The organism is Aeromonas sp. 159 (assembly GCF_963862045.1).
Classification (GTDB): Bacteria; Pseudomonadota; Gammaproteobacteria; order Enterobacterales; family Aeromonadaceae; genus Aeromonas; species Aeromonas veronii.
In genome coordinates, this window is the sequence record NZ_CAWLMI010000087.1 from 1 (window position 1) to 24750 (window position 24750).

At 60.6% G+C, this 24750-nt stretch carries 21 protein-coding genes and 2 tRNA genes; 12 read left to right on the top strand and 11 right to left on the bottom strand.

Annotated features, from left to right (window positions below; all coding sequences use genetic code 11):
- Both moeA and AACR14_RS14720 read left to right on the top strand, forming a co-directional pair.
- The coding region (gene moeA, locus AACR14_RS14715) for a molybdopterin molybdotransferase MoeA (RefSeq protein ID WP_019446711.1) at positions 1–964 on the top strand (964 nt) is incomplete at its 5' end.
- Positions 965–1026: 62 nt separating this feature from the next.
- Complete coding sequence (locus AACR14_RS14720; protein ID WP_019446712.1) at positions 1027–2085, top strand: FUSC family protein; 1059 nt, start codon at positions 1027–1029, stop codon at positions 2083–2085.
- Between the two features lie 76 nt (positions 2086–2161).
- Here AACR14_RS14720 and AACR14_RS14725 read toward each other — a convergent pair whose 3' ends face one another.
- The 9 genes from AACR14_RS14725 to AACR14_RS14765 form a co-directional block, all read right to left on the bottom strand.
- A complete protein-coding gene (locus tag AACR14_RS14725; protein WP_019446713.1) occupies positions 2162–3535 on the bottom strand; it encodes an HD-GYP domain-containing protein in 1374 nt (457 codons plus the stop codon).
- Between the two features lie 87 nt (positions 3536–3622).
- On the bottom strand, positions 3623–4177 hold the full coding sequence (locus AACR14_RS14730; RefSeq protein ID WP_019446714.1) for a DUF3332 domain-containing protein: 555 nt from the start codon (positions 4175–4177) through the stop codon (positions 3623–3625).
- 161 nt (positions 4178–4338) lie between these two features.
- Positions 4339–5634, bottom strand: a complete 1296-nt coding sequence (locus AACR14_RS14735) for a methyl-accepting chemotaxis protein (protein ID WP_019446715.1) — start codon at positions 5632–5634, stop codon at positions 4339–4341.
- A 179-nt stretch (positions 5635–5813) separates the two neighbouring features.
- On the bottom strand, positions 5814–6296 hold the full coding sequence (locus tag AACR14_RS14740; RefSeq protein ID WP_019446716.1) for a GNAT family N-acetyltransferase: 483 nt from the start codon (positions 6294–6296) through the stop codon (positions 5814–5816).
- 97 nt (positions 6297–6393) lie between these two features.
- The gene (locus AACR14_RS14745) at positions 6394–6837 is read right to left on the bottom strand and encodes a DoxX family protein (protein WP_019446717.1); all 444 of its coding nucleotides are present in this window, start codon (positions 6835–6837) and stop codon (positions 6394–6396) included.
- Positions 6834–7586, bottom strand: coding sequence for an HvfC/BufC N-terminal domain-containing protein (locus AACR14_RS14750; RefSeq protein WP_019446718.1), 753 nt, complete (start codon positions 7584–7586; stop codon positions 6834–6836). Before AACR14_RS14750 ends, AACR14_RS14745 begins: the two co-directional genes overlap by 4 nt.
- Positions 7579–8427, bottom strand: a complete 849-nt coding sequence (gene bufB, locus AACR14_RS14755) for an MNIO family bufferin maturase (RefSeq protein ID WP_026035116.1) — start codon at positions 8425–8427, stop codon at positions 7579–7581. Before bufB ends, AACR14_RS14750 begins: the two co-directional genes overlap by 8 nt.
- A gap of 72 nt (positions 8428–8499) precedes the next feature.
- On the bottom strand, positions 8500–8763 hold the full coding sequence (locus AACR14_RS14760) for a BufA1 family periplasmic bufferin-type metallophore (RefSeq protein ID WP_005334862.1): 264 nt from the start codon (positions 8761–8763) through the stop codon (positions 8500–8502).
- A gap of 432 nt (positions 8764–9195) precedes the next feature.
- On the bottom strand, positions 9196–9396 hold the full coding sequence (locus AACR14_RS14765) for a YbfA family protein (RefSeq protein WP_005334863.1): 201 nt from the start codon (positions 9394–9396) through the stop codon (positions 9196–9198).
- Between the two features lie 213 nt (positions 9397–9609).
- Here AACR14_RS14765 and AACR14_RS14770 point away from each other — a divergent pair, with 213 nt between their 5' ends.
- On the top strand, positions 9610–9903 hold the full coding sequence (locus tag AACR14_RS14770) for a hypothetical protein (RefSeq protein WP_019446720.1): 294 nt from the start codon (positions 9610–9612) through the stop codon (positions 9901–9903).
- A gap of 48 nt (positions 9904–9951) precedes the next feature.
- Here the strand turns inward: AACR14_RS14770 and AACR14_RS14775 are convergent.
- Positions 9952–10025: transfer RNA gene (locus AACR14_RS14775), tRNA-Cys, on the bottom strand.
- 57 nt (positions 10026–10082) lie between these two features.
- Positions 10083–10158: transfer RNA gene (locus AACR14_RS14780), tRNA-Gly, on the bottom strand.
- 249 nt (positions 10159–10407) lie between these two features.
- Between AACR14_RS14780 and AACR14_RS14785 the strand changes: the two genes are divergently transcribed.
- The 9 genes from AACR14_RS14785 (at position 10408) to AACR14_RS14825 (ending at position 24553) form a co-directional block, all read left to right on the top strand.
- The gene (locus tag AACR14_RS14785; RefSeq protein WP_041201976.1) at positions 10408–13845 is read left to right on the top strand and encodes an ATP-binding protein; all 3438 of its coding nucleotides are present in this window, start codon (positions 10408–10410) and stop codon (positions 13843–13845) included.
- Between the two features lie 415 nt (positions 13846–14260).
- Entirely contained in the window at positions 14261–15946 is a 1686-nt protein-coding gene (locus AACR14_RS14790; RefSeq protein WP_019446722.1) for an ABC transporter substrate-binding protein, read from the top strand.
- Between the two features lie 118 nt (positions 15947–16064).
- Entirely contained in the window at positions 16065–17048 is a 984-nt protein-coding gene (locus AACR14_RS14795) for an ABC transporter permease (protein ID WP_005334871.1), read from the top strand.
- Between the two features lies 1 nt (position 17049).
- Positions 17050–17970: an ABC transporter permease gene (locus AACR14_RS14800; protein ID WP_005347708.1), complete on the top strand. Its 921-nt coding sequence runs from the start codon at positions 17050–17052 to the stop codon at positions 17968–17970.
- A complete protein-coding gene (locus AACR14_RS14805; protein ID WP_019446723.1) occupies positions 17967–18986 on the top strand; it encodes an ABC transporter ATP-binding protein in 1020 nt (339 codons plus the stop codon). The genes AACR14_RS14800 and AACR14_RS14805 overlap by 4 nt, the downstream gene beginning before the upstream one ends.
- An 11-nt stretch (positions 18987–18997) precedes the next feature.
- Positions 18998–19990, top strand: coding sequence for an ABC transporter ATP-binding protein (locus AACR14_RS14810; protein ID WP_005353824.1), 993 nt, complete (start codon positions 18998–19000; stop codon positions 19988–19990).
- 114 nt (positions 19991–20104) lie between these two features.
- A complete protein-coding gene (locus AACR14_RS14815; protein ID WP_019446724.1) occupies positions 20105–21838 on the top strand; it encodes a glycoside hydrolase family 9 protein in 1734 nt (577 codons plus the stop codon).
- Complete coding sequence (locus AACR14_RS14820) at positions 21831–22703, top strand: BadF/BadG/BcrA/BcrD ATPase family protein (RefSeq protein ID WP_019446725.1); 873 nt, start codon at positions 21831–21833, stop codon at positions 22701–22703. Before AACR14_RS14815 ends, AACR14_RS14820 begins: the two co-directional genes overlap by 8 nt.
- Entirely contained in the window at positions 22688–24553 is a 1866-nt protein-coding gene (locus tag AACR14_RS14825) for a beta-N-acetylhexosaminidase (RefSeq protein ID WP_019446726.1), read from the top strand. The genes AACR14_RS14820 and AACR14_RS14825 overlap by 16 nt, the downstream gene beginning before the upstream one ends.
- Positions 24554–24750 lie beyond the last annotated feature (197 nt).

A 24750-nucleotide genomic window follows, 5' to 3' on the forward strand; every position in this document is an offset into this window, starting at 1 on the left:
CGAGCCTGTGCTGGCCGGTCAGGCGGTGCAGATCATGACCGGCGCCCCGCTGCCCCCCGGGGTAGATACTGTGGTGATGCGGGAAGAGACACATATTGAAGGTGAGTGGGTCACCGTCACCGCCCCGATCCAGGCGGGACAGAATGTGCGCCTCGCCGGCGAAGATCTCGCCAAGGGCGCGGTCGCCATCCCGGCCGGTACCTGGCTGAGTGCCCCCCAGCTGGGGCTGGCGGCATCACTCGGTCAGGCATCGCTCTGCGTGCGCACCCCGCTGAAAGTGGCGCTGTTCAGTACCGGCGACGAGGTGCAGGCGCCGGGCGAGCAGCTCGCCCCCGGTCATATCTTCGACAGCAATCGCTTCACCCTGATGGCCCTTATCCGTACCGCCGGTTGCGAGGTGATGGACCTTGGCATCATTCCCGATGACAAGACCATTCTGCGCCAGCAGCTGGAGCAGGCCGCCGCCAGCGCCGATCTGGTGTTGAGCTCGGGTGGGGTCTCGGTGGGCAACGCCGACTTTATCAAGCTGGTGCTGGCGGAGCTCGGCCAGATCGATTTCTGGCGCATCCAGATGCGGCCAGGCCGCCCGCTCGCCTTTGGCAAGCTGGGGCAGACCCCCTTCTTCGGCCTGCCGGGCAATCCGGTGGCGGCGATGATCTGCGTGCTGCAGTTTGTCGAGCCCGCCATCGCCCGCTTGCAAGGCAAGCGGTGGCAGCCGCTGCGCCTCTCGGCACTGGCAGACGAGAAGATGAAGAGCCGTCCGGGGCGCACCGAGTTTCTGCGCGGCATCTTCCATCAGGACCGTAACGGCCAGCTGCGGGTGCGCACCACAGGGCCACAGGGCTCCGGCATTCTCAGCTCCATGGCCGAGGCCAACTGCCTGATCGAAATCGTACCGGATCAACCCGGGATCGCCGTTGGCGAGCGGGTCTGGATCCACCCCCTGCAGGGACGACTGGCCTAAATCCCGACGGGGCGTCGGCCGGATGCACGGCGCCCCGTCCCCCACCTGACAGGAGGCAGACCGTGCGTCTTGATGCCCCCCTCTCCCGACTCGATCTGCTGGTCTATGGCCGCTACCGGATCGTCCATGGCCTGCGCATTGCGCTCGCCTTTATGCTCACCTTTCTGCTGACCCGCGAGCTGAAACTACCGGAGAGCACCTGGCCGCTGATCACGCTGGTGGTGGTGATGGGCCCCATCTCGTTTTGGGGCAATGTGCTCTCCCGCGCCCTGCAGCGGGTGGTGGGCACCATCTTCGGCGCCAGCTGCGGGATAGTGGCGCTCTATCTCGAGATCTACTCCCTGCCGCTCACCCTGATCTGGTGCGGCTGCATCATGTTCCTGTGCGGCTATCTGGCGCTCGGCAAGCGCCCCTATGTGGGACTGCTGATCGGCATCACCCTCGGCGTCACCATGGGGGCCCAGCCGGGTGATATCCATACCGCCCTCTGGCGCAGCGGTGACGTGGTGCTGGGCTCCCTGCTGGCGCTGCTCTTTTGCAGCATCTATCCCCAGCGGGCCTACAGCCACTGGCGCCTGCAGTTGCACCAGATCTTGCAGCAGTCGGGGCGGCTCTATCACACCCACCTCTCCCCCAATGTGCTGGAGCGCCCGCGCCTCAAGCACAATCTCTCCCAACTGCTGGCCCAAACCGGCAAACTGCGGGCCCTGCTGGCCCCTGCGGCCAAGGAGACGCGCCACAGTATCTCGCTGTTTGATGCGGTGCAGGTCACCATGCGCAACACCCTCTGTACTCTGGAGATGCTGGCCAACACCTACTGGAATGATAGGGAGAGCCACTTCCTGATGCAGAGCACCCGCGAACTGCACGCCTGCCATCTGGCCACCGAGGAGGCGATCAACCAGCTTGCCCTGATGATGCAAACCGGTGACGGGCGCGGGGCCGATGCCGCCATCGCCCGCCTGCACGAGGTGGCGACCCAGGTATCGCTCCCCCCCAATACCGAGGCCGCCATCAATGGTTACCTCTGGCTCAACGTCCAGCTGACCGAGCAGCTCACCCACCTACGCCGCCTGCTGGGACTGATCCTCACCCCGCCCCATCGCAAGCAGCCGGACTAGACCCAATGCAAAACGCCCCGCTGTTGCGGGGCGTTTTACTATCTGACTGGCCGCTTGGGCCGTTGATCAGTAACTCTTAACTGGCATTGGCCAGCGGCTGCTCGGTGGTGAGGTAGAGGGAGAAATCCTGAATACCCGCCTGCAGGGCGGCAAAACAGTCGGGGTCTATCGCAGTGCCCAGATTCTCCGCCATCATCTCCAACGCCTGCGGCACAGGGATGGCGCCGCGATAGGGGCGCTTGGCGGTGATGGCATCGAAGATGTCGGCTGTGGTGATGATGCGCGTCTCAAGGGTAATCTCGTTCCCCTTCAGCCCCTTGGGGTAGCCCTTGCCATCGAGCCGCTCATGGTGGGCGCCCGCCACTTGTGCCAGCTCCTCGAAGGCGCCGATACGGCTCAGGATCTCCTCGGTATAGGCGGCATGCATCTGCACCGCCGCCCACTCCTGCGCATCGAGTTTGCCCGGCTTGTCGAGAATGGCGTTGCTCACCCCGAGCTTGCCCACATCATGGAGCAAGGCGCCCCGCTTGAGCCAGCGTCGACGCGACTCGGACAACCCCATCTGGGTGGCAAGAATGTCGGTATAGAGCGCAACCCTGCCGCTGTGACCCGCGGTGTAGGGACTTTTGGAGTCCACCACCTGCCCGAAGGCCGCCGCGATTTCGTCCAGATAATCTTCATCCAGCGCTACCTCCCCTTGCCCGGCCGGGTGGACCAGCACCCACTCGGTCAGTCGGGGATCGGCCAGTCCTTGCCAGAACTCTTCGTCGGCCAGCGCTTCAAATTCCCGAACCAGTGCCGGATCAAACCAGCTGCCGCTGCGCTCGCGTAGCTCCTTGAGCGCCGCATCCGGGCCTGCTGCTGCGTGAAACACATCCACCACCTGACAGAGCAGGGCAATGCGGGAGAAGAGCGGGATCGCCTCGCCAGCCAGTTGCAGGGGCCGACCTTTGCCATTCCAGTGTTCATCAAGGGAGAGGATGCCATCAGCCACCTCGTCACTGAAACGGAGCTGGCGAGCGATATCCGCCCCCCGATGACAACGGGTCTGGATCAGTTCGTTGGCAATCTGGTCGCCGTTGCGAAAGATATGAAACAGGCTGCGAAAACGTCCCAGCAGATCCGCCTGCAAGCCGGTGTGGCCCAGCACGAAGTTGACTACCTCGGAGAGGGAGCCATCCACCAGTTTGAAATCGCGTTTGAAGTGAAGATCGTCGGTGAGATAGAGCTCGCAGATGCGGGCAGCATTGCTGCTGCACCCAAGATCCTTGAGCAGGAGCGTGTAGTAGAGATCATGGCGCAGCCGGGCATCCAGTCCCAGCCGCTCCCCCAGACGGGAACCTATCCAGCAGCAGCGAATGCAATGCCCTCTTGGTTGCCCCTCGGTCATATCGAGCGCATGACTGAGGGAACCAATCAACTCCGCCAACCGCAATCCATTCACCGTCATAGTCTACTCCCTTAGACATCATGGCGATTTTGCCAGCAGATTAGGTATACCCCATCTGAAGCTGGAACGATCTGGATTCAGTTGAATTTAGGCAGCAGCCTTGCCCTGATTAGCCCGCTCTTCCAGCTCTGCGCGGCTCAGGGTAGATACAAAGCGGCCATCGAAGTAGATATCCATCAGCTCGCCACGCTTCTCGCCACGCATCATGCTGCTGCGACCATCCAGATAGTGCACCTCCATCTGGGCGGTACTCTCGTCCGGGTAGCTGATCTCCACCTCGCGTACCCCTTGCGGCAGCATGGCCAGCGGCACCGTCTTGAGGGCCGAATCCAGGTGCTGGTTCACCTTGATCACCGGATTGGCCTTCATGTCCACCACAGCCGGAGATTTACCGGTGATGGGGTTCTTGCCAGACCAGAACTCGATGGTATTGAACACAAACAAGTCAGCGGTCGCGGCCAGACCGTAGACAGGGGAGAGCAGCATAAAGACCCCGGCACGAGCGTAGCGGTTATCCACCACGCTCAGGTTGCCCTTGGTGACCATGCCGGAAAGCCCCATCTGCCCCATACAGCCGCCCAGCCCCATGCTCGCGACCATAACCAGCAGGGCCATTGCCCGCCCCTTCTGTTGTAACGCCATCTTGTTCTGTTCCTGCTCTGAAATAAATGAGGCGGCAAGCCTAATCAAGGGGCCAGAAGAGGACAATTCACAATGGCGGGACGATACAGGAGGGGTTCAGATTGGGGCACTGACTGCTCAAATATGAGTCAATGCCTCGGCATGACAGGAAGTCAGGGGGTTCAGATGGCCAGATCAGAGACGGTGCTGGAGACGTTGTTCGCCTCCCGGCGGATGTCGCTCATCACCTCATTCACCTCGCCCACCTGCTGCTTGCCAAGCTCGGCGCTGCTGGCGACGTCAGACATCTCAGAGGTGACCTTGGCGGTCAGCTCCCGGTTGTTCTGTACCACCTTGGCAATCTCGTCGGTAGAGAGAGACGTGCGGGCCGCCAGCTGGCGAACCTCGTCGGCCACCACCGCAAACCCACGACCCTGATCCCCCGCCCGCGCCGCCTCAATGGCTGCGTTAAGGGCCAGCAGATTGGTCTGGTCGGCGATGCTGCTGATGGTGGAGACGATCGCCTCGATACTGCGCGACTGCTCGTTGAGCTGATTGATAAGACCGATGCTGTGAGTCAACTGGCTGGCAATCAGGCTGGAGGTATCGACCACCGAGGAGAGCAGACCCGCGCCGCGTTCGGCGCAGTTCAGGGTCTCCCGGGCCGCATCGTGGGCCAACATGGCCGCTTCCCGCACCGCATCGCTCTTGTTGATCCGCTCGGTGATGTCGCTGGCGAACTTGATCACCTTCACCACCTTGCGATGCTCATCAAGGATCGGGTTGTAGGTTGCCTCCAGCCACACCTTGCTACCGTGACTGTTCTGACGGCAGAAGAGGCCAGATTTGAACTGGCCGCGCCCAAGCTCTTCCCAGAAGTGGGGATTTTCCTGATAGAAGTGGTCATCGCAGAAGATGCGGTGGTGCTTGCCCTGCACCTGCGCCAGGGTATAGCCCATGGTATGGAGGAAATTGCCATTCGCAGCAATCACCTCCCCGCCGGGGGTGAACTCGATGACCGCCAGCGACCGATCCAGCGCCGTCACCACCGCCTGCTGGCTGAGCAGTTGCAGGTGGTGCTCGGTAATATCGGCCGCGATCTTGATCACCTTGGTCACCACGCCCCGCAACTTGACCGGAAAATAGGTCGCTTCCAGCCAGATCGCCTCACCCCGTTTGTTAAAGCGCTGGAATACCCCGGTACGGGAGCGCCCCTGCTTCAGGTCCGCCCAAAACTGCTGATAGTCGCTGCTCTGGGCATAGAGCTTGTCGCAAAAGATACGGTGATGCTGGCCGATAACCTCGGGCGCACTGAAGCCCACCACGTTGAGAAAGAGATCATTGGCGGCCAGCACAGTGCCATCCGGCGTAAAGGTGATGGTCGCCACGCTGCCGTGCACTGCGTCAAAAAATCCCTGCTGTTCCAGAAGTTGATCCTGGCACTGCTGCAACTCGGCTTTCAGTTTGCTATTGAACATCGAAACGTATCCTCCAGACTGGCACCCACCATGGCCAAACCACGCAGTGGATCAATAAGATAATGGTGGCGTGCTCCATCAGCATAGTTGGCAGCTTTGCCGCGATCCCATCTGACGCCATATTTATTGCTGTACATCAAATTAACCGACCAAGCGCCACTCATACAGAGCTGCAACCCTTATTCCACCGCCGGTTGCCACTCCAGATAGGCCGGATTGGCGACAAAGCCGATCCGCTCATAGAGAGGGCGCCCCTGCTCGCTGGCATGGAGCCACACCTTGCCCAGCTGACGCGCGCTGGCGAAGGCTGTAATGGCATCGAGCAGCGCCGTGGCGATCCCCTGCTGGCGCCATTGTGACCGCGTATACATATTGAGCAGATACCCCTCCATCCCCGCCAGATTGCCGGGATAGGGTGGCCGTTCAAACAATGCCAGCGTCCCTGCTGCCACGATCTGTTTGCAGCCCTCCTGCGTATCGGCCTCAGCCAGCCATGATAAAGCACTCTCTTCATTCATCGCCCGGGTGAAATAGTCAAGGGTGGCCTGCCACAAGGCCGGGTCTGCCTGCGGCGTCACCAGCTCACCGACCTCACAAAACAGCTCCATGCGCAGCGCCACCAGTGCGGGAATATCTGCGGCCCTTGCCTGACGAATGATCATTGGCTGCTCCTTTTCTCTCATGGGAAATTTCGCCGGCCGTCATTATGACAAAGAGCGCCTTGTGGCGCTCTTTGTCATTGGGAAAATCACTGATAAATCAATGGCTGCGACGTGTCAGCCAGTGATCCAGGCTCAGCACACCGCCGCCCCAGATGGTCAGGGTCAGCAGCATCCAGCCCCACAGCTGGTGATCGTAAAAGCCGCCCGCCCAGAGGGTCGGGTAGGAGATCACCGCCATGATATTGAAGCCAAACAGCAGCAAGGCGGCCGGGCGAGTAAAAAGCCCCGCCAGCAGGAAGAGCGGCAACAGCAGCTCGGTCGCCGTACCCAGATAAGCAGTCCACAACCAGGGCAGCAGGGGCACCTGATACTCGGATTCAAACAGATAGAGGGTGGAATCCCACGCCGTCAGCTTGAGCCAGCCTGAAGTGATAAAAACCGAGGCGACCCACAGCCGCGCCAGCAACAGCACACCAGCGCTGCTCCAGCGCGGCAAATCACCACTTGAGCTGGCCAGCGCCAGCCATTTGTTTGCCATCATGGCATTATCTCCATATCCACCAGCAGACCAAGGGTTATCAGGCGAGTGAGATGTTCACTGGCCGCAGGGTCGGCCGCAAGCAGATCGACCAGCGCCGTACCAGCGAGACATCCCTGTAGCAGCGCCCACTCACCAGCCGTCAGGGGCAAGGGGGCAACCCGGCAATCCGGCTGTTTCTTCAATGCCAACCAGACGGGGGCATCAAGCACCTCCACCGCTTCTCCACCGTGCAGCGCCATCTGCCACAGGGCCAGCACCGGATAATCGCTGGCAACCAGCAGCAGATCCGTGGCTGGCAAGAGTCGCAGCCGCTCCCATTGTTGCGGCGATAATGCGGCCAGACGCTCGGCTGGCCAGCAGCGTGATTCCAGCGGCAGCAGACTGGCACGCTCAAGCTGCCATTCGAACTGAGCCAGCGCCTCCAGCCAGGGCAGTCCGGTTGTAGTTGGCAAGCGGGCCAGCCATTGGCCAAATCCGACGCCATAGTGCATGACGCTCCCTTCCCTGAGCGGCTCGGCCAATACGAAGCCACGGGCCGCCGCTGCAAAAAAGTCATCCCCGACCATAGCCTTGACGGCGGGATAACTGATCGCCAGCACCTCGCCAAGGCTCAGGATGAAGTGGTTGCGATAGACCTGCAGCACAGACTCGGCAGAAAAGAGCCGGGAGCTGATGTGAGGGGAAATGGCGTCAGGCGCCCCCAGCAGACCCTCGGCAAAGTGCTGTTGCAACTGTGCCAGTTCAGCCATGGGCCACCTCCCGTGGTGCACTCATGGCAAGCGCCTCATCCAGAATGGCGCCAGCCTGCGCCGCCTCTGCCAGCAAGACCGGCAGCGGCGGGATCTCGAGGTCCCACTCAATCAGGGTGGGAATGGCCTGCTTGCGGCAGATCTGGCGATAGAGTTCCCAGACCGGCTCCACCACAGGGGCGCTGTGGGTATCGATATAGAGGGAGCCTTCCGGCAGCTGCTTCTCGGTATAACCGGCCAGATGGATCTCCCCGACGGTGGCGAGATCGATCGCCGCCAGATACTCATCGCAAGAGAAACCGTGATTGAAGGCACTGACATAGAGATTGTTGAGGTCGAGCAGGATGCCGCACCCGCTGCGCTGCTGCAGCTCGGCCAGAAATTCCCACTCGCTCATCTCCCCGGGCAGTTGTAGATAGGAGGAGGGATTTTCAATCAACATGCGGCAACCCAGGGTCTGTTGTACCTGCTGGATCTTGTCGCTCATGTTGCGCAGGGAGGCTCGGGTATAGGGCACCGGCAGCAGATCGTTGAAGTAACGCCCGCCAATGCTGCCCCAGCTGAGATGTTCGGAGATCCGTACCGGTTTGATCGCCGCGGCCAGTGTCGACAACTGCTGCAGATGGTGCGGATCGAGCGGGTCGGCAGAACCGAGGGACATGCCAACGCCGTGAAGACTGACGGGGTAGTGTTGCGCCAGTTTGGCGAGCACCTGAAAACCGTGACTGTGCCGTTCGAAGTAATTTTCACTATGCACCTCCAGCCAACCGACTGCCGGCAGGGTTTGCCGGATCTCGTCGTAATGGGGAGTGCGTAATCCGATACCAATCAAAGGGTTCATCGCAAGACTCGCTTTCGCCAATCAGAGAAGATGCAGGGGGCGACCCATTGGCCATCCCCTGCCCGATGTCTCTTACTTGGGTTGCAGCGAACCGCCGACCAGCTTCTCGCACAGCCCTTTGGGCATCACCACAAAGGCATCACCCTGAGCATCTTCCTTGGCGGTACCGGCGCAGGAGCTGCTCTTGGTCGCACAGTCATTTTTGCTGGCCTTGACCACGCCGTAGCACTTCTCCTTTTCATCGGCAGCCATGGCTGGCGCCGCGATAAATTGGGCGCCCAGCGCCAGCAGACCGGTCATGGCGGAGGCGATAGCAGTGCTTTTTTTAACATTCATGTTCATGTTCCTTTTGATGTCGTTGGATGTTGCTGATATCCCCGATTTGTCGCAACCGGGTACCTGCAATAGAACCGGCAAACGGGATATTCCCTTTCAAAAAAACACAAAAATAGTTAAAAAACCCAAAGGCAAACACTCAATCAATTGATTTTAAAAAGCTATTTCATCATTGAAAATTTCTCGACGACCACCAATTTATGAACGAGAAAAGTGCCATATGGTGCTTTCATCCCGTTAATCTTCTTCACTGGTTCCATCAAAAGAGATGCGTCAGACATAAAAAAGCCCCGCCAAAGGCAGGGCTGGACGCAACCTTAAAGAAACAAAAAACCAACAATCCGAGTGGTATTGGGAGCCAGGAGTTGCGGCAAACAGATAAAAAAAGAGACAGCTTTGGCTGTCTCTTTTTGCACATGGTGCGAATGGGGTTTAGTAGAAGATCCGCTCGCCACGCTCGCTCATTTTGAGCCACACAGGTTTGGTGCTGGTTTTATTCCAGATCCGGTGCAGATAGCTGTAGAAGCGGGCACGATCGCTGCGAAACAGCATCACGGGGAAAGCCAGAATGCCCACCAGCAATACATAAATGCGACGAAGAATAATCTGAGTCAGGGAAAAGGGATGAAACATGATGTAACTCCTTACTGGTAAGACCACTGAGCAAAGATTACCCCACTCCATGTAGGATTACTACATCACCAACGCATTTTTTTTATAAAAAAATGGTGAAAAACGGGAAATACTGAAAACGGGTTACGTCATTAACCAACAATTAACAAACTTGCGAAAATCGTGCGCTTTGCCACAGTTATCAGGGGAAAAACATGCAGTAGGGAGACACGCATGAAACTGCCGGAAGTGGCACTGCTGGTGCTGATGGTTGCCCTGACACGGGCACAACTGGAGGAGTGGCAACTGAATCGGGAAGATGTCATCGTGCTGGCCGAACGGGGCGTGCCCACCGTCAGCCTGTGGCAATGCGGCACACTGAAGCAACGGATTGCGGATCTCAACCAGCACAGTGCCGAGGTGCAGTTTCAATATCGGGGGCAAAACATGGCGGATGTGGGCCACTATCTCGAGCGGGAGTGGAAACAGGCTGGCTGCGAGCAGTTACTGGTACAGCAAGGATACTGACCAAGGCTCAGACTCGAAGAGTGATGATTGAGATGAACAGAGAGAATATGGAGGCACGTTCCGGAGTCGAACCGGACTAAACGGATTTGCAATCCGCTGCATAACCGCTTTGCTAACGCGCCATGCTGACAAGACTGATTGTCTTGAAAGTGAGTTCCATCGTTGGTGCGATGGAAAATTGGAGCGGGAAACGAGACTCGAACTCGCGACCCCGACCTTGGCAAGGTCGTGCTCTACCAACTGAGCTATTCCCGCGTTACTGCTTTCGTGCCAGTTGCCTGACAACGAGGCGCATTATACGTACCACGAGCGCCAGCACAACCCCTTTTTCGCAATTTAAGCCCTGATGCAAACTGTTTGCTCAGGGTTTAAACGCCTTGCTGCATTTTTCTCCAGCCAGCTGTGACCCACCAAGCGAATTTGGGATAAAGTCGTTGAAATGATTACGCTTTCGTTCGAGACTTGAGCGGCTTAATAACCGGATTCTCAATTGAAAATCACAAGATGAAATGGATCTTCACGCTTCGTGGGCTCAGGCCGCAGTTAATGCTGGCTTTTTTCATGTTGGGCATGGTGCCCTTTTTGGTCATCACCCTCTTCTTCCTATACAGCCACGGCAAGGATCTCACCACCCAGACCTCCAACCATCTGGTCTCCGTTCGTAATATCAAGAAGAGTCAGCTCGAGGATTACTTCAACAACCTCAAAGAGCAGATCATCAACTTCTCCCAGCAGGATTTTGCCGGCAACAGTATCGGCCGTTTCTATGGCTTTACCGGCGCCTTCGAGAAATTGGGCACCACACCGCAGGAGGCCCGCAGCCGTGCCCAGGCCCGTTATCTGCCCGGCTCCTGGGATCAACTGCGCAAACCGGACAGTCAGGTGGAGATCGAACCCTCCATCACGGCGCTTATCCTCGCCGACGAGATGTATGGCCGGGTGCACCAGCGCTTTCATCGCGGCTATGCCGACATGGTGCGCAAGTCCAACTACAGCGACATCTTTCTGGTGGACCTCAACGGTGATGTGGTCTATTCGGTCACCAAGCACCCTAACTTTGCCACCAATCTGCTCTCCGGCCCCTACCAGGGCAGTGGCTTGGGCCAGACCTTCGCCAAGATCAAACGCCGCCTTGATGGCGGCCAGAAACCACAGCAGATCTTCGAGTTCACCGATTTTGGCCGCAACGAGCTGACCGGGCAGGTGGTCGCCTACATGGCAGCCCCCGTGATGCAATACGACTATGTGCGCGGTGTGGTGATTTTCGAGCTGTTGCCGGACAAGCTCAACCAGATCATGGCGGAGCGGGAGGGGCTGGGCGAAACCGGCGAGACCATCCTGATCGGCCCTGACAAGCGGATGCGCGCCGATGCCTGGCTGGCGCCGGAGTTCAGCGTCGAGAACAGCTTCAGCCCCAACTTCCGTCCACTGCAAACGCCCCTCATCACCAAGACGCTCTCTGGCGAGCAGGGGGTCGGGCTGTTCCACTCCTATCAGGATGACGAGGTGCTGGCCGCCTACACCCAGGTGAAGGTGTTCGATACCGAGTGGGCCTTTATCGCCGAGATCTCCACCCGGGAAGCCTATGCCCCGATCCGCCAGCTGGAAACTCTGGTGATTGTGCTGGGTGCCGGCTCGGTGCTGCTGCTGATCCTCTTCTCCCGCTGGCTATCCCACTCCATCACGGCGCCGCTGCGCTCTCTCACCGAAGCGGCCGAGCAGGTGGCCGACGGTGCGCTGGATCACCCCATCGCCATCGAGCGAACCGGCGATGATATCGACCGGCTGGCCGAGGCGTTTCGCCATATGCAGCGCTCGGTGAAGGACAAGATCGAACTGATCGAACAGCAGACCCAGGAGCTGCAACAGCAGGTCAAGCTGACCCACAAGCAGAACCTCAGCCTGCAGCAGGCGGACAAGCTCAAGGATGAACTGCTGGCCAACACCTCCCACGAGCTGCGCACCCCCATTCACGGTATCAAGGGGATGGCCGAGTCGATGCTCGCCAGTCAGCAGGATTTGACCGAAGGGCAGCAAAAGCAGCTCGGCCTCATCATCAAGAGCGCCGACGGCCTGGCCCGTCTGGTGGACGATCTGCTGGACTACCACCAGATGCGCTACGGCCAGCTGGAGATCCACTCCCAGCCCGTCTCATCCAAGGGGGTTATCCGGCTGGTGCTGGATCTCTGCCAGCATCTGGTACAGGCCAAACCCCTCACCCTGGTGGATATCAGCCCGGCCGAACTGCCGCCGGTGCTGGCCGACGAGCAACGGCTCGAACAGGTGCTCTACAACCTGGTGGGTAACGCCATCAAGTACACGCCGCAGGGCAAGGTGGTGCTCAGTGCCATCGTCGAGAACAACTTCCTGCGCATCAAGGTCACCGACACCGGCATCGGCATCGCCCCCGATCATCTGGAGCACATCTTCGAGCCGCTGGTGCAGATGAGCCCGGAGGTAAGCAAGCAGGGGGCCGGCCTTGGCCTCTCCATCACCCGCCAGCTGGTGCACCTGATGGGGGGTGAGCTGTTTGTCGAGAGCGAGCCGAGCGTCGGCTCTACCTTCGCCTTTACCCTGCCCCTTGCCACCGGCAAAGCGGCCAATCTGACTCTCGACAGCCGCCAGATCGAGCATCAGCTGGTGCGCCAGCAACCGCTGACCCTGCCGGACTGGGAGAGCGACGATCTGCCCCCTCCCCCCGAGGATGCTCCGCTCATTCTGGTGGTGGATGACGAGCCCATCAACCTGCACATCCTGCGCCATCTGCTGCAGCCCTGCGGCTACCGCATCCTGCCCAGCAGTGACGGCCACGATGCGCTGGCCAAGCTGGCCGAGGAGCCGGTGGACCTCATCCTGCTCGATGTGATGATGCCGACCCTCTCCGGTTTTGACGTCTGCCGTCGCCTGCGCCAGCAACACCCGAAAGATATGCTGCCGGTGCTGCTGCTCACCGCCCTCAACCAGCCCAAGGATATCGAGGAGGGCTTCGGGGCCGGTGCCAACGACTATCTGGTCAAACCCTTCTGCAAGGAGGAGCTGTTTGCCCGGGTCAAGGCACTGCTGGAAGCCAAGGCCGGACGCGCCTCGCTGGTAGAGAACCGGCTATTGAAGCAGGAGATCGAACATCGCCTCACCCTGCAGGATCGACTGCATCAGGATCAGCAGCGCCTGCTGGCCCTGCTCGGCGAAGGGGCCGACCCCATGATCTTTATCGACGAGCAGGGCACAGTGCTGTTTGCCTCCCGGGTACTGGCGCGCCTGCTGGGACAGGAGCCGGAAGCCATGGAAGGGCAGCCCCTCAATGAGTGGCTCGCCACCCCGCTGCAACAGCAGTGGCCCGACCTTGCCAGCGAGCGGGAACACAATCTGGAGTTTCTGGTGGCCGGGCAAAAAGATGTGCTCAACGCCCGTGCCCTGCCCATCGCGCTCGGAGGACAGGCCGCTTTCGCCCTCACTCTGAGTACCGAGCTGCGTCAGGATGAGAACCGGGTAATGGCGCTGGAGAACGCCCTCAAGAACCTCTCGCGGCAAGCCATCATCGAAGATGAACAGCTGCTGGGCGAGCTGAGCCGCCTGGGTGGCGAGTTCCGTTCACTGGCCGACGACCTTATTCGCCAGCAGGATGACGAGCCGCTGCGCCGGGCGCTGGTAGAGACCATGCAGCTCACCCTGGATGCCTGGCAGCAGGGGACCGGCAAGGGCAAAATCGTGCTGGCGGAGAAGAGCAAGCTGTGGCGGGTCTATATGGACAGATCCAGCCCGCAGACCCGCACCCTCGACAAATACCTGAGTCTGGACACCCTGCCCAAGTCGCCACGCTGGAAGACGGTAGTGGCCACCACCGAGTATGTGCTGGGCCACTGCCCGCTCAATGACCACCAGCGCCAGCAGTTGCAGCACAGCGCCCAGACCCTGCGCCAGCTCGCCAACCGCAAGCCGTGACACGGCGCCCTAAACGGGCGCCGGATCACAATTGGCAATCTGGTTTCTTTTTATGCAAAACAAAGCCCCGCCCGACCCCGAAACCGAGAGCAGATCCAATTCACAAATTTGTCATATACGCCATTTTTACAGCCACTTTCTACGCGAGAGCAAATAACGCAAACTAATGATTCTAAACAGATAAAAAAGCATTTTGACGAGATTGACGTAACACCGTCAATTTTTACGAAAACAACGAAATCAATAGTTGTTGTTTTCCTGTTAATTCTGGTTTGCTTAGGGCGTTGGAAAACAGAACGACAAAGGTTAGACACCTGGCCAACACAGAGGGCCGATTTCATCAGCATGCGAAACCGGTGCTCACACAAAACAAGGCGAACCCTCGGGAATGCCAAAAAATAAGAAAGGAAAACATATGCTTGCCAAAGTATCCAAAATCTCTACCGCTGTAATGCTGGGAACCATGATGCTTGCCGGTACCGCCGGTAACGCCATGGCCGCAGAAAACAAAACCGTGCTGACCATGGTCGCACAGCAGGAAACCGCCTGGGTCAAGAACTTCAACCCCTTCCTGCAAGCGGGCTTGCTGCACACCACCCGTCACTTCATCTATGAACCGCTGGTGATCTTCAACGATATGCAAGGGGGCAAACCCGTCTATCGTCTGGCCACCAACTATGCGTTCAGCGATGACCTGAAATCCGTCACCTTCGATCTGCGTGACGGCGTGAAGTGGTCTGACGGCGAAGCCTTTGATGCCGATGACATCATCTTCTCCTTCAATCTGGTCAAGGCCAACAAGGCGCTGGATGAGCGCTCAATCTGGACCCAGATCAAGAGCGTCGAGAAGCTGGCCCCCAACAAGGTCAAATTCGACCTGACCGAGGTCAACACCAACGTGGTGAATGACCTGGTGCTGGTACCTATCGTGCCGGAGCATCAGTGGAAATCGGTGAAAGATCCGGTTGCCTTCACCAACGACAAGCCGGTTGGTACTGGCCCCTTCACCGAAGTGGACAACTTCTCCGCCCAGCTCTATACCCAGTGCCGCAACCCGCACTACTGGGATAACGCCAACCTCGCCATCGACTGTATCCGCATGCCGCAGATGGCCACCAACGACCAGGTGCTGGCGGCTGTCATGAAGGGTGACATCGACTGGTTCGGCTCCTTCGTGCCGGATATCGAGCGCCTCTACGTCGGCAACGATCCGAAGAACAACAAATACTGGTTCCCAGCCTCCGGTACCGTGGCGTTCAACGTCAACTTCCAGACCAAGAACCCGGGCAATAACGAAGCCTTCAACGACATCAACTTCCGCCGCGCCTTCTCCATGGCGATGGACCGCCAGTCCATGGTGGATATCGCAGGCTACGGCTACCCCACCGTCAACGAGTACCCGTCAGGTCTGGGCAAAGCCTTTGACTCCTGGAACAACCCGGAAGTGGACAAGAAGTACGGCAAGTACAACAAGTTCGATCTGGAAGGGGCCAAGGCCCTGCTGAAAGAGGCAGGCTACAAGGATTGTGACGGAGACAAGTTCCTCGACACCCCGAGCTGCAAAAAGATCGAGTTCAAGGTACTGGTACCGAACGGCTGGACCGACTGGGTCAACACAGTTCAGATTGGTGTAGAAGGGCTGCAGGCGCTGGGCCTGAACGCCAAGACCGCCACCCCGGAAGCGACCGTCTGGACCGAGAACCTGATCACCGGTGACTTCGACGTCGCCCTGCAGGGTTACTTTGCCGGTGCCAACCCGCACAAGTACTTCGAGACCGCGTTCCACTCCCGCAACATGGGTGACCGTGGCAACCGCTTCGCCGCGCCCCGTTACAAGGACCCCGAGCTCGACAAGCTGATCGATGACTTCACCCAGACCGCCGATGCGGCCAAGCAGAAGGAGATCATGTTCGCCATCCAGGATCGTGTTGGTGCCAACCAGACCATCATTCCGGTCTTCAACAACCCGACCTGGTATGAGTACAGCACCAAGCGCTTCAACGGTTGGTTCAGTGCTGATAACCCGGTAGCCAAACCTCAGCTCCACCCGGACACCCCTGAGCGTCTGCTGCACGTGTTGTCCCTCAAGCCAAACAGCTAAACAATCCCGGCCCCCTGCGGGGGGCCATCTTCCCCGTTAACCCCTTTCTTGCCCGGCACCGCCGGGGTTGGGGTAGCTATACCCGACGCGGGGCAGACTTGCAGTAAAAGGTACTATCATGGGATTCATACTGAGACGCTTTTCCTTCTATCTGGTTGCCTTTCTGGTAGCCGCCACCATCAACTTCCTGTTACCCCGTGCCATGCCAGGGGATCCTGTCTCCGTGATGTTTGCCCGCGCTGGCGCCATGATGGAACCCGCCGCCCTGGAAGCCCTCAAAGCCACCTTCGGCTTCGTCGACGGCCCCATCGGCACCCAGTTTCTCACCTATGTGAAGAGTGTCTTCACCTGGGATCTCGGCACCTCGGTGCGCTTCTACCCGCAGCAGGTCTCTGACGTGCTGGGCCGAGCCATCGGCTGGACCCTGTTTCTGGTCGGCACCTCCACCATCCTGAGCTTCTCCCTCGGTTCCATCGTCGGCATCTTCGCCGCCTGGTATCGCGGCGGCCGGATGGACAGCATTCTCTCCCCGCTCACCCTGGTGATGCAGGCCATTCCGCCGGTAGTGGTCTCCCTGCTCGCCCTGTTCCTGTTCGGGGTCAGCCTCGAGTGGCTGCCCATCGGCTACGCCTACAGCCCGGAGATCAAGGCTGACTGGGGCTGGGAGCACATCAAGAGCATCATGACCCACGCCATCATGCCGGTGCTGACCCTGGCCGTGGTGCAGGTGGGGGGCTTTCTCATCACCATGCGCAACAACATGATCAACCTGCTGGGCGAGGATTACATCACCATGGCCAAGGCCAAGGGGCTCTCCAGCAACCGGGTGATCTTCAACTACGGCGCCCGTAACGCCATTCTGCCCAGCGTCACCGCCCTCTCCATGGCGCTCGGCTTCGTCATCGGTGGCTCCCTCATCACCGAAGTGATCTTCAACTATCCCGGCCTGGGCCTGACCCTCTATCAGGGCATTCTGGCCCGCGACTACCCGCTCATTCAGGGGCAGCTGCTCATCATGACCATCACCATGCTCAGCTTCAACTTCCTGGCCGACGTGCTCTACGTCTTCCTGGATCCCCGTCTGCGTACAGGAGGCAAATAAGATGCGTATGCCGACCATTCTCAAAATCTTGCTGGGCAACAAGAAGGCTGCCTGTGGCCTCGCCATCGTGGTTGCCTTCGTACTGATGGCCCTCTTTGCCCCCATTCTGGCCAGCAACGAGCCGACCAAACGGGTGGCTCGCCCGCACCAGCCGCCCAGTGCCGAGTTCGTGATGGGTTCAACCCGCATGGGCCACGATATCTGGGCCCAGTTCACCAACGGTGCCCGTATCTCGCTGCTGGTGGGCTTCAGCGCAGGCCTGCTGGTCTGCACCCTGGCCGTCGCCATCGGCATCACTGCCGGTTACTTCGGGGGTCTGGTAGATGAGTGCCTCACCTTCCTGATGAACGTGGTGCTGGTGATCCCCAACCTCCCCTTGCTACTGGTGCTGGCGAGCTTTATCGGGGAGGCGTCACCGGCGGTCATTGCGGTGATAATAGGGTTGACCTCGTGGGCCTATGGCGCGCGGGTCATCCGTGCCCAGACCCTGGCCCTGCGCGAGAAGGAGTTCGTCATCGCCGCCGAAGTGCTGGGCGAACCGGCCTGGCGCATCATTCTGGTGGAGATCCTGCCCAACCTCATCTCCATCATCGGGGTGAGCTTTATCGGTTCCATCATCTACGCCATCGTCACCGAAGCGACCCTGGAGTTCCTGGGGCTTGGCGACCCGACCGTGGTGAGCTGGGGAATCATGCTCTACAACGCCCAGACCTCCAGCGCCATACTGGTCGGCGCCTGGTGGGAGATCCTGGCCCCCTGCTTTGCCATCGCCACCCTGGGTGCCGGTCTGGCCCTGCTCAACTTCGCCATCGACGAGATTGCCAACCCGCAGCTGCGCTCCCACAAAGGGCTGAGCCGCTGGAAGAAACTCGCGGCGCCGGTCACCACTCCGGTTGCCACAGCACAGGAGAAGACAGCATGAACAAGCATCCCCTGCTGTCAGTACGCAATCTTTGCGTCGACTACATCACCGAAAATGGCGACGTGCGCGCCGTCAACTCGGTGAGCTTCGATATCAGACAGGGCGAGATCTTCGGTCTCGCCGGTGAGTCGGGCTGCGGCAAATCCACCGTCGCCTTCTCGGTGGCCCGGCTGCACAAGCCGCCCGCCTACATCAGCGGCGGCGAGATCCTGTTCAAGGGGGAGAACATCCTCCATTACAACGACGAGCGACTGCGCTCCTACCGCTGGCAACAGGTGTCGGTGGTGTTCCAGTCCGCCATGAACGCCCTGAACCCTGTGTTGCGGATGGAGGAGCAGTTCTGCGACGTGCTGCTGGCCCACAACCCCGGCATGACCCGTTACGAGGCGATCAAGCGCGCCCAGGAGCTGCTCACCATCGTCGATATCCACCCGAGCCGGCTCAAGGATTACCCGCACCAGTTTTCCGGCGGCATGCGCCAGCGGCTGGTGATTGCCATCGCCATGGCGCTCAACCCCGAGCTGCTCATCATGGATGAGCCAACCACGGCGCTCGATGTGGTGGTACAGCGGGAGATCCTGCAGAAGGTCTATGCCCTGAAAGAGAAGTTCAACTTCTCCATTCTGTTCATCACCCACGATCTCTCCCTGATGGTGGAGTTCTGCGATCGCATCGGCATTATGTATGCCGGTGAGCTGGTCGAGGTCGCTCCCTCCAAGGCGATCCTGACCGCGCCGCTGCACCCCTATACCAGAGGGCTTGGCAACTCCTTCCCGCCCCTGCACGGACCGAAGAAGGTGCTGGAAGGGATCCCGGGCACCCCGCTCAACCTGCTGGAAGTGCCGGTCGGCTGCCGATTTCAGGCCCGCTGCGGCAAGGTGCACGATCGCTGCCGTCAGGAGTACACCAAATTGGCCGAGATCCGCCCCGGGCAACAGACCGCCTGCCACCTCTATGAGGAGCAGGGACTGCAACAAGATTCCGTGATCTATCTGGACAAGGCCGCTGGCTGTTAAGGATGTCTGTCATGCAAATCGCCAAAACCGATGCACCCATCATCGAAGTCCAGCACCTCTACAAGGACTTCCCCATCAACTCCAATGCCATCAAGAGTGGCAAGATGCGGGCGCTCTCCGACATCACCTTCAACCTGCACCGGGGCCGCGCCCTGGCGGTGGTCGGGGAGTCGGGCTCCGGCAAGAGCACCATCGCCAAGATCATCGCCAAGATGTACAAGCTCAGTGCCGGGCGCATTCTCTATCGCGGCCACGATCTGGAGGAGTTCAACAAGGGCACCGCCCTGCTGGACTATCGCCAGAGCGTGCAGATGGTGTGGCAAGATCCGTTCGGTTCGCTCAACCCGACCCACACCATCTATCACCACATCGCCCGCCCCCTGCTGCTGCACAGCAAGGTGATCGACAAGAAAGAGCTGCCAGACATGGTCTACGCCCTGCTGGAGAAGGTGGGGCTCACCCCCGCCAAGGCGACGGCGGCCAAGTATCCGCACCAGCTCTCCGGCGGCCAGCGCCAGCGGGTCAACATCGCCCGCAATCTGGCGGTGGAGGCGGAAGTGGTGCTGGCGGACGAGCCCACCTCCATGCTCGACGTCTCCATTCGCATCGGCATCCTCAACCTGATGGAGCAGATGAAGAACGAGCTCGGCGTCTCCATGCTCTACATCACCCACGACATCGCCACCGCCCGCTATGTGGCGGAAGATCTGGCTGTGATGTATGTAGGGCACATGGTGGAGTGGGGCGAGGTGGACGAGATCCTGCACCACCCGCAGCACCCCTACACCCAGCTGCTCATCTCGGCGGTGCCCGATCCGGAGAAGAGCATCCACGCCGAGCTAGAGGGCGGCCGCAAGGGGGAGATCCCGCTCTGGACGCCGGAATCCTGCGGTTGCCCCTTTGCCGGGCGCTGCAATCAGGCGATGCCCCGCTGCAAGGAGGCACTGCCCCCCATCACCAAGCTTGCCGACAACCACTTCGTGCGCTGCTACCTCTACGAGTGAAAGTGAACCCGATACCGGCCGGACAACCCTGTCCGGCCATGCCTCGATACGGGGCGGCCACAGCCCCGTGATGTGCCTCACCGCCCGGCGGTGAACCACAGGAGTAATACCTTGATGGAACTCTTGATCAATCAGGTGGGCTACGAGTGCGACGGACACAAGGTCGCCCTGTTGCAAACCTCCCCCGCCCCTGATCTCGGCGGCTATGTCAGGCTGCAACGCCTCGACGATGGCCAGATCCTGTTTGAAACCCCGCTGCAACCTGCTGGCAGCGTCCCCGGCTGGCAGGGCCGCGCTTACTGGCGTGCCGACTTCTCCGCCTTCAAGGAGCCCGGCCACTATCGGCTGGAGGCGATCACTGCCCAAGGCATAGTCCGCTCCACCCGTTTTGCCATCGGCCAGGATCTGCTGGCCAGCCGCTGTCTCTCCGATGTCCTCCACTACTTCAAGGGCCAGCGCGCCAGCGGCACCTTCGATCGGGCCGACCGCAGCGCCCGCCTGTTTGGCACCGACCAGCACAAAGATGTGCACGGCGGCTGGTTCGATGCCAGCGGCGACATGAGCAAGTACCTGAGCCACCTCTCCTACGCCAACTACCTCAACCCCCAGCAGACCCCCATGGTGGCGTGGGCTCTGCTCAAGTGCCGGGAACTGCTGGCCCCGCGCCGCGATATCGACGGGGTGAACCTCTGCAAGCGGCTCAATGACGAGGCGCTGCACGGCGCCGATTTCCTCTGCCGGATGCAGGATGAGTCAGGCTTCTTCTTCATGACCCTGTTCGACAAGTGGAGCAAGGATCCCGCCCAACGCGAGCTGTGCACCTACGCCACTCAGCAGGGGATCAAATCCGCCAACTGGCAGGCGGGTTTTCGCCAAGGGGGCGGCATGGCCATCGCCGCGCTGGCCCGCGCCGCCCGCGAGAGCGTCAGTGGCGACTTCGATGCCAGCCGCTACGCCGAGGCAGCCAAACGCGGCTACCTGCATCTGTGCGAACACAACCTTGCCTACCTCGATGACGGGGTCGAGAACATCATCGACGACTACTGCGCCCTGCTGGCGGCGGTGGAGCTGACCCGCACCTTCGGCAACGAGTGGCTGAATGAGGCGAGAGCCCGTGCCAGCAAACTCTGTGCCCGCCAGCGCCCTCATCCTGAGCTGGGTCACTACTGGTCGGCCAACGAGGATGGCTCGCGCCCCTACTACCACGCCGCTGAGGCGGGTCTGCCGGTGCTGGCGCTGCTGGAATATCTGGGCGTAGAGCCGGATCAGGGGCACCAGGCCCGGGTACAAACCGTAGTGGAGCAGTCGCTGGCCGCCGAGCTGGCACTGTGCGCACGGGCGGGCAACCCCTTCTCCCTCGCCCGCCAATATGTGAAAGGGGTGGATGAAGCGCCGCGCGTCAGCTTCTTTATGCCCCACAACAACGAGTCCGGTTACTGGTGGCAGGGTGAGAATGCCCGCCTCGCGTCTCTGGCGACCATGGCCTTTGCTGGCGCCCGCCACTTCCCCCGCCAGAGCCAGCCGCTGCTCACTTATGGCCAACGCCAACTCGACTGGATCCTCGGGCAAAACCCCTTCAATGCCTGCATGCTGGCGGGCCACGGCATCAACAACCCCGCCTATACCGCCGGGTATCCCAATGCGCAGGGTGGTATCTGCAACGGCATCACCTCAGGGTTTGATGACGAAAACGACGTGGCTTTTATTCCGGAGGAGTACAAGGATCGGCTGGATCAGAACTGGCGCTGGGGCGAGCAGTGGATCCCCCACGCAGCCTGGTTTGCCCTTGCCATCAGCTGGCAGAGCGCCCTGAGTGCTCGAAATGAGCAGGGAGGTCGCCATGATTGAGTTCTGGGTAGGCGTCGATGGCGGGGGCACCCACACCCGCGCCCGCATTCGGGATCGGGCGGGCAAGCTGCTCGGAGAGGGGCGCGCGGCCGGCTCCAATCTGGAGCTGGGCATCCCCCATGCCCACGCCAATGTGCTGGCTGCCATCGCCAGCGCCCGCCTTACGGCCGGGCTCGGAATAGAGTGCGAACAGCAGATGGGGGTCGGGCTGGCGCTCGCCTCCGCCGAGCTGGCCGACTGCTATCACGCCCTGCTCGAGATGCCCTTCCCCTTCGCCAGCGTCAGGCTCACCTCCGATGCCTTCGGTGCCTGCCTCGGCGCCTTTGGTGGCCGTGAGGGGGCCATCCTGATCGCCGGTACCGGCTCGGTGGGGCTGATCTATCAGGAAGGGCAGATCCGCACCTGTTCCGGCCGCGGCTTCCCCATTTCGGACATAGGCAGCGGCGCCTGGCTCGGGCTGCGCGCCATCCAGCAATCTCTGCTCTGCCACGACGGCATTCTGCCCCCCAGCACCCTCGCAATCCGCCTGATGGACCGCTTCAAGCGGGATCAGGCCGAGCTGGTACGCTGGGCCGCCCGCGCCATTCCGGCGGACTATGGCCACTTTGCCCCCTGGGTATTCGATGCCGCCAGCGATGGCGACGAGCTCGCCAATCAGCTGCTGGACGAAACCTGCGAACAACTGCGGATCCTGCTGGAGGGAATGACCCAGCTCGGTGCCAGACAGATCGCCCTGCTGGGGGGGATTGGCACCCGCCTCGCTCCCCGTCTCGGCCAACTCAACCTGATCCCCCCCCAGGCAGATGCGCTCGATGGCGCCATCCTGTTTGCCCAATCAGAGGATTTTCCATGTCTACACCCCTGATCCACACCCAGGTCGCCCGACGTGACGGAGAGGATGTCTGGTTCACTTTCACCCTATCCCGCATGCCGGATACCCGGTGGAAACTGCACTTCTGTCTGGCTCGCCATATCGACCCCGACTCCTTGCAAGGGGGGGAGCTGGAGCGCCAGAGCGGCAGCTACAAGGTGATTGTCCCAAAAACTGGCAACTGCGAGCTGCGCTTTTGCTGCCGCCAGACCCCCATCAAGAAGCTCTCCGACATGCCGCAGGGCTTTTTCCTCAGCCTGCCGGAGGCCACCACGGGTGCCCAGCTGCTGCCGGTGACGCTGGCAGCGCAGGATCTCGGACTGGAGAACCCGCCGGTAACCCGCCCCGACCTGCCGGAGGTCGAGCCCCTGCCCGGTATAGTGCCGCAACCGGCCCATCTGGTACTGCTGGAGGGGAACTTCCGGCTGGCCGAGCGGGCTCATGTCAGCGCCCCCCGCGATGTGCCGAAATTGCTGGCCCACTTCAACGAACTCACATCGCTGGCGCTGGAGCAGGATCACGACGCAGAAATCCGGCTGACCGAGGCCAAACTGGCCCCCGAAGCCTACCAACTGACCATCACGCCGCAGGAGGTGGTAATTGCCGCCGCCGACGAAACGGGCTGGCGTCATGGGCTGGTGACGCTAGCCCAGTGGTATCTGCAACATGGGGAGAGCCTGCCCTGCATCACGCTGGAGGATGCCCCGCGCTTTGGCTTTCGCGGCATTTTTCTCGACTGCGCCCGCCACTTCCACACTCCGGCCACCATCAAGCGCCTGCTCAAGCTGATGAGCCTCTACAAGTTCAACCGCTTCCACTGGCACCTGACCGATGACGAGGGGTGGCGGCTCGAGATCAAGGCCTTCCCGGCATTGACCGACGTGGGTGCCTGGCGCGGCCACGATCTGGCGATCGCCCCCCAGCTCAGCGGCGGTGCCGAACCCTATGGCGGCTACTACACCCAGAGCGAGGTGAAGGAGCTGGTGAGCTATGCCAGTGAGCTCGGCATCACCGTCATTCCCGAGATCGACATCCCGGGCCACTGCCACGCCGCCATCAAGGCGCTGCCCGAGCTGCTGATCGAAACGGCGGATCACTCCCGCTACCGCTCGGTCCAGCATTTCGATGACAACGTGCTCAATCCTGCCCTGCCCGGCACCTACCGCTTCCTGGAGGCGGTGCTGGACGAGGTATGCGAGCTCTTCCCCGGCCCGCAGATCCACATGGGGGGTGACGAGGTGCCGACCGGGGTCTGGACCGACAGCCCCGCCTGCCAGCAGCTGATGACCGAGCAGGGCTACTCCGACTGCCGTGAGCTGCAGGGCCATCTGCTGCGGCACTGTCAGCGCTATCTGGCCGCCAGAGGCAAACAGATGATCGGCTGGGAGGAGATCCTGCATGGCGACAAGGTGAGCCGCAAAGCGGCCATCTGTGCCTGGACCAGCTTTCAGGCGGGGCTGGATGCTGCCGCAGCCGGTTATCCGGTGGTGATGGCGCCCGCCCAGTTCCTCTATCTGGATCTGGCCTGGAGCGCCGATATTCATGAACCCGGCCTCTACTGGGCGGGGACCCTCAATCTGGAGCAGGTTTATGCTTGCGATCCTGCCCCAGCCGATTTCCATGCCAACGATAACATCCTCGGGGTGCTGAGCCCCTTGTGGTCAGAATTGATCACCAGCCGTGATCGTCTCGACTACATGTTGTTCCCGCGTATGCTGGCCACGGCCGAGGTGGCCTGGAGCGATCCCGCCCACAAGGGCTGGGAGCACTTCGCCGCCCGCCTGCCGGGTCAGCTGCAGATCCTCGATCAGTTGCAGGTGCGCTACCGGATGCCACAGAGGTAATGTTGTCTCTACTTTGGCGGCCAATTGGCCGCCTTTTTTACGATTAACCAACAAAACATCAACTTCCCCCTACCATTCATCCGCCATTATTGGCAAAATCCAGCCCCCAATGAAGCTGGTCTGCCTCCTGCTGGCGCGAGCCTGCGGCCACCTCCAGATCTGCCACAATAACAACGACAACATTATCAACAAGAACA

What these genes read in the sequence shown, in the direction of transcription:
- AACR14_RS14815 (WP_019446724.1), top strand. Translation starts at nt 20,105, where the DNA reads ATGGAACTCTTGATCAATCAGGTGGGCTACGAGTGCGACGGACACAAG.
- AACR14_RS14795 (WP_005334871.1), top strand. Translation starts at nt 16,065, where the DNA reads ATGGGATTCATACTGAGACGCTTTTCCTTCTATCTGGTTGCCTTTCTG.
- AACR14_RS14745 (WP_019446717.1), bottom strand. Translation starts at nt 6,837, where the DNA reads ATGATGGCAAACAAATGGCTGGCGCTGGCCAGCTCAAGTGGTGATTTG.
- AACR14_RS14750 (WP_019446718.1), bottom strand. Translation starts at nt 7,586, where the DNA reads ATGGCTGAACTGGCACAGTTGCAACAGCACTTTGCCGAGGGTCTGCTG.
- AACR14_RS14765 (WP_005334863.1), bottom strand. Translation starts at nt 9,396, where the DNA reads ATGTTTCATCCCTTTTCCCTGACTCAGATTATTCTTCGTCGCATTTAT.
- AACR14_RS14730 (WP_019446714.1), bottom strand. Translation starts at nt 4,177, where the DNA reads ATGGCGTTACAACAGAAGGGGCGGGCAATGGCCCTGCTGGTTATGGTC.
- AACR14_RS14810 (WP_005353824.1), top strand. Translation starts at nt 18,998, where the DNA reads ATGCAAATCGCCAAAACCGATGCACCCATCATCGAAGTCCAGCACCTC.
- bufB (WP_026035116.1), bottom strand. Translation starts at nt 8,427, where the DNA reads ATGAACCCTTTGATTGGTATCGGATTACGCACTCCCCATTACGACGAG.
- AACR14_RS14725 (WP_019446713.1), bottom strand. Translation starts at nt 3,535, where the DNA reads ATGACGGTGAATGGATTGCGGTTGGCGGAGTTGATTGGTTCCCTCAGT.
- AACR14_RS14785 (WP_041201976.1), top strand. Translation starts at nt 10,408, where the DNA reads ATGAAATGGATCTTCACGCTTCGTGGGCTCAGGCCGCAGTTAATGCTG.
- AACR14_RS14800 (WP_005347708.1), top strand. Translation starts at nt 17,050, where the DNA reads ATGCGTATGCCGACCATTCTCAAAATCTTGCTGGGCAACAAGAAGGCT.
- AACR14_RS14735 (WP_019446715.1), bottom strand. Translation starts at nt 5,634, where the DNA reads ATGTTCAATAGCAAACTGAAAGCCGAGTTGCAGCAGTGCCAGGATCAA.
- AACR14_RS14760 (WP_005334862.1), bottom strand. Translation starts at nt 8,763, where the DNA reads ATGAATGTTAAAAAAAGCACTGCTATCGCCTCCGCCATGACCGGTCTG.
- AACR14_RS14805 (WP_019446723.1), top strand. Translation starts at nt 17,967, where the DNA reads ATGAACAAGCATCCCCTGCTGTCAGTACGCAATCTTTGCGTCGACTAC.
- AACR14_RS14790 (WP_019446722.1), top strand. Translation starts at nt 14,261, where the DNA reads ATGCTTGCCAAAGTATCCAAAATCTCTACCGCTGTAATGCTGGGAACC.
- AACR14_RS14825 (WP_019446726.1), top strand. Translation starts at nt 22,688, where the DNA reads ATGTCTACACCCCTGATCCACACCCAGGTCGCCCGACGTGACGGAGAG.
- AACR14_RS14740 (WP_019446716.1), bottom strand. Translation starts at nt 6,296, where the DNA reads ATGATCATTCGTCAGGCAAGGGCCGCAGATATTCCCGCACTGGTGGCG.
- AACR14_RS14820 (WP_019446725.1), top strand. Translation starts at nt 21,831, where the DNA reads ATGATTGAGTTCTGGGTAGGCGTCGATGGCGGGGGCACCCACACCCGC.
- AACR14_RS14770 (WP_019446720.1), top strand. Translation starts at nt 9,610, where the DNA reads ATGAAACTGCCGGAAGTGGCACTGCTGGTGCTGATGGTTGCCCTGACA.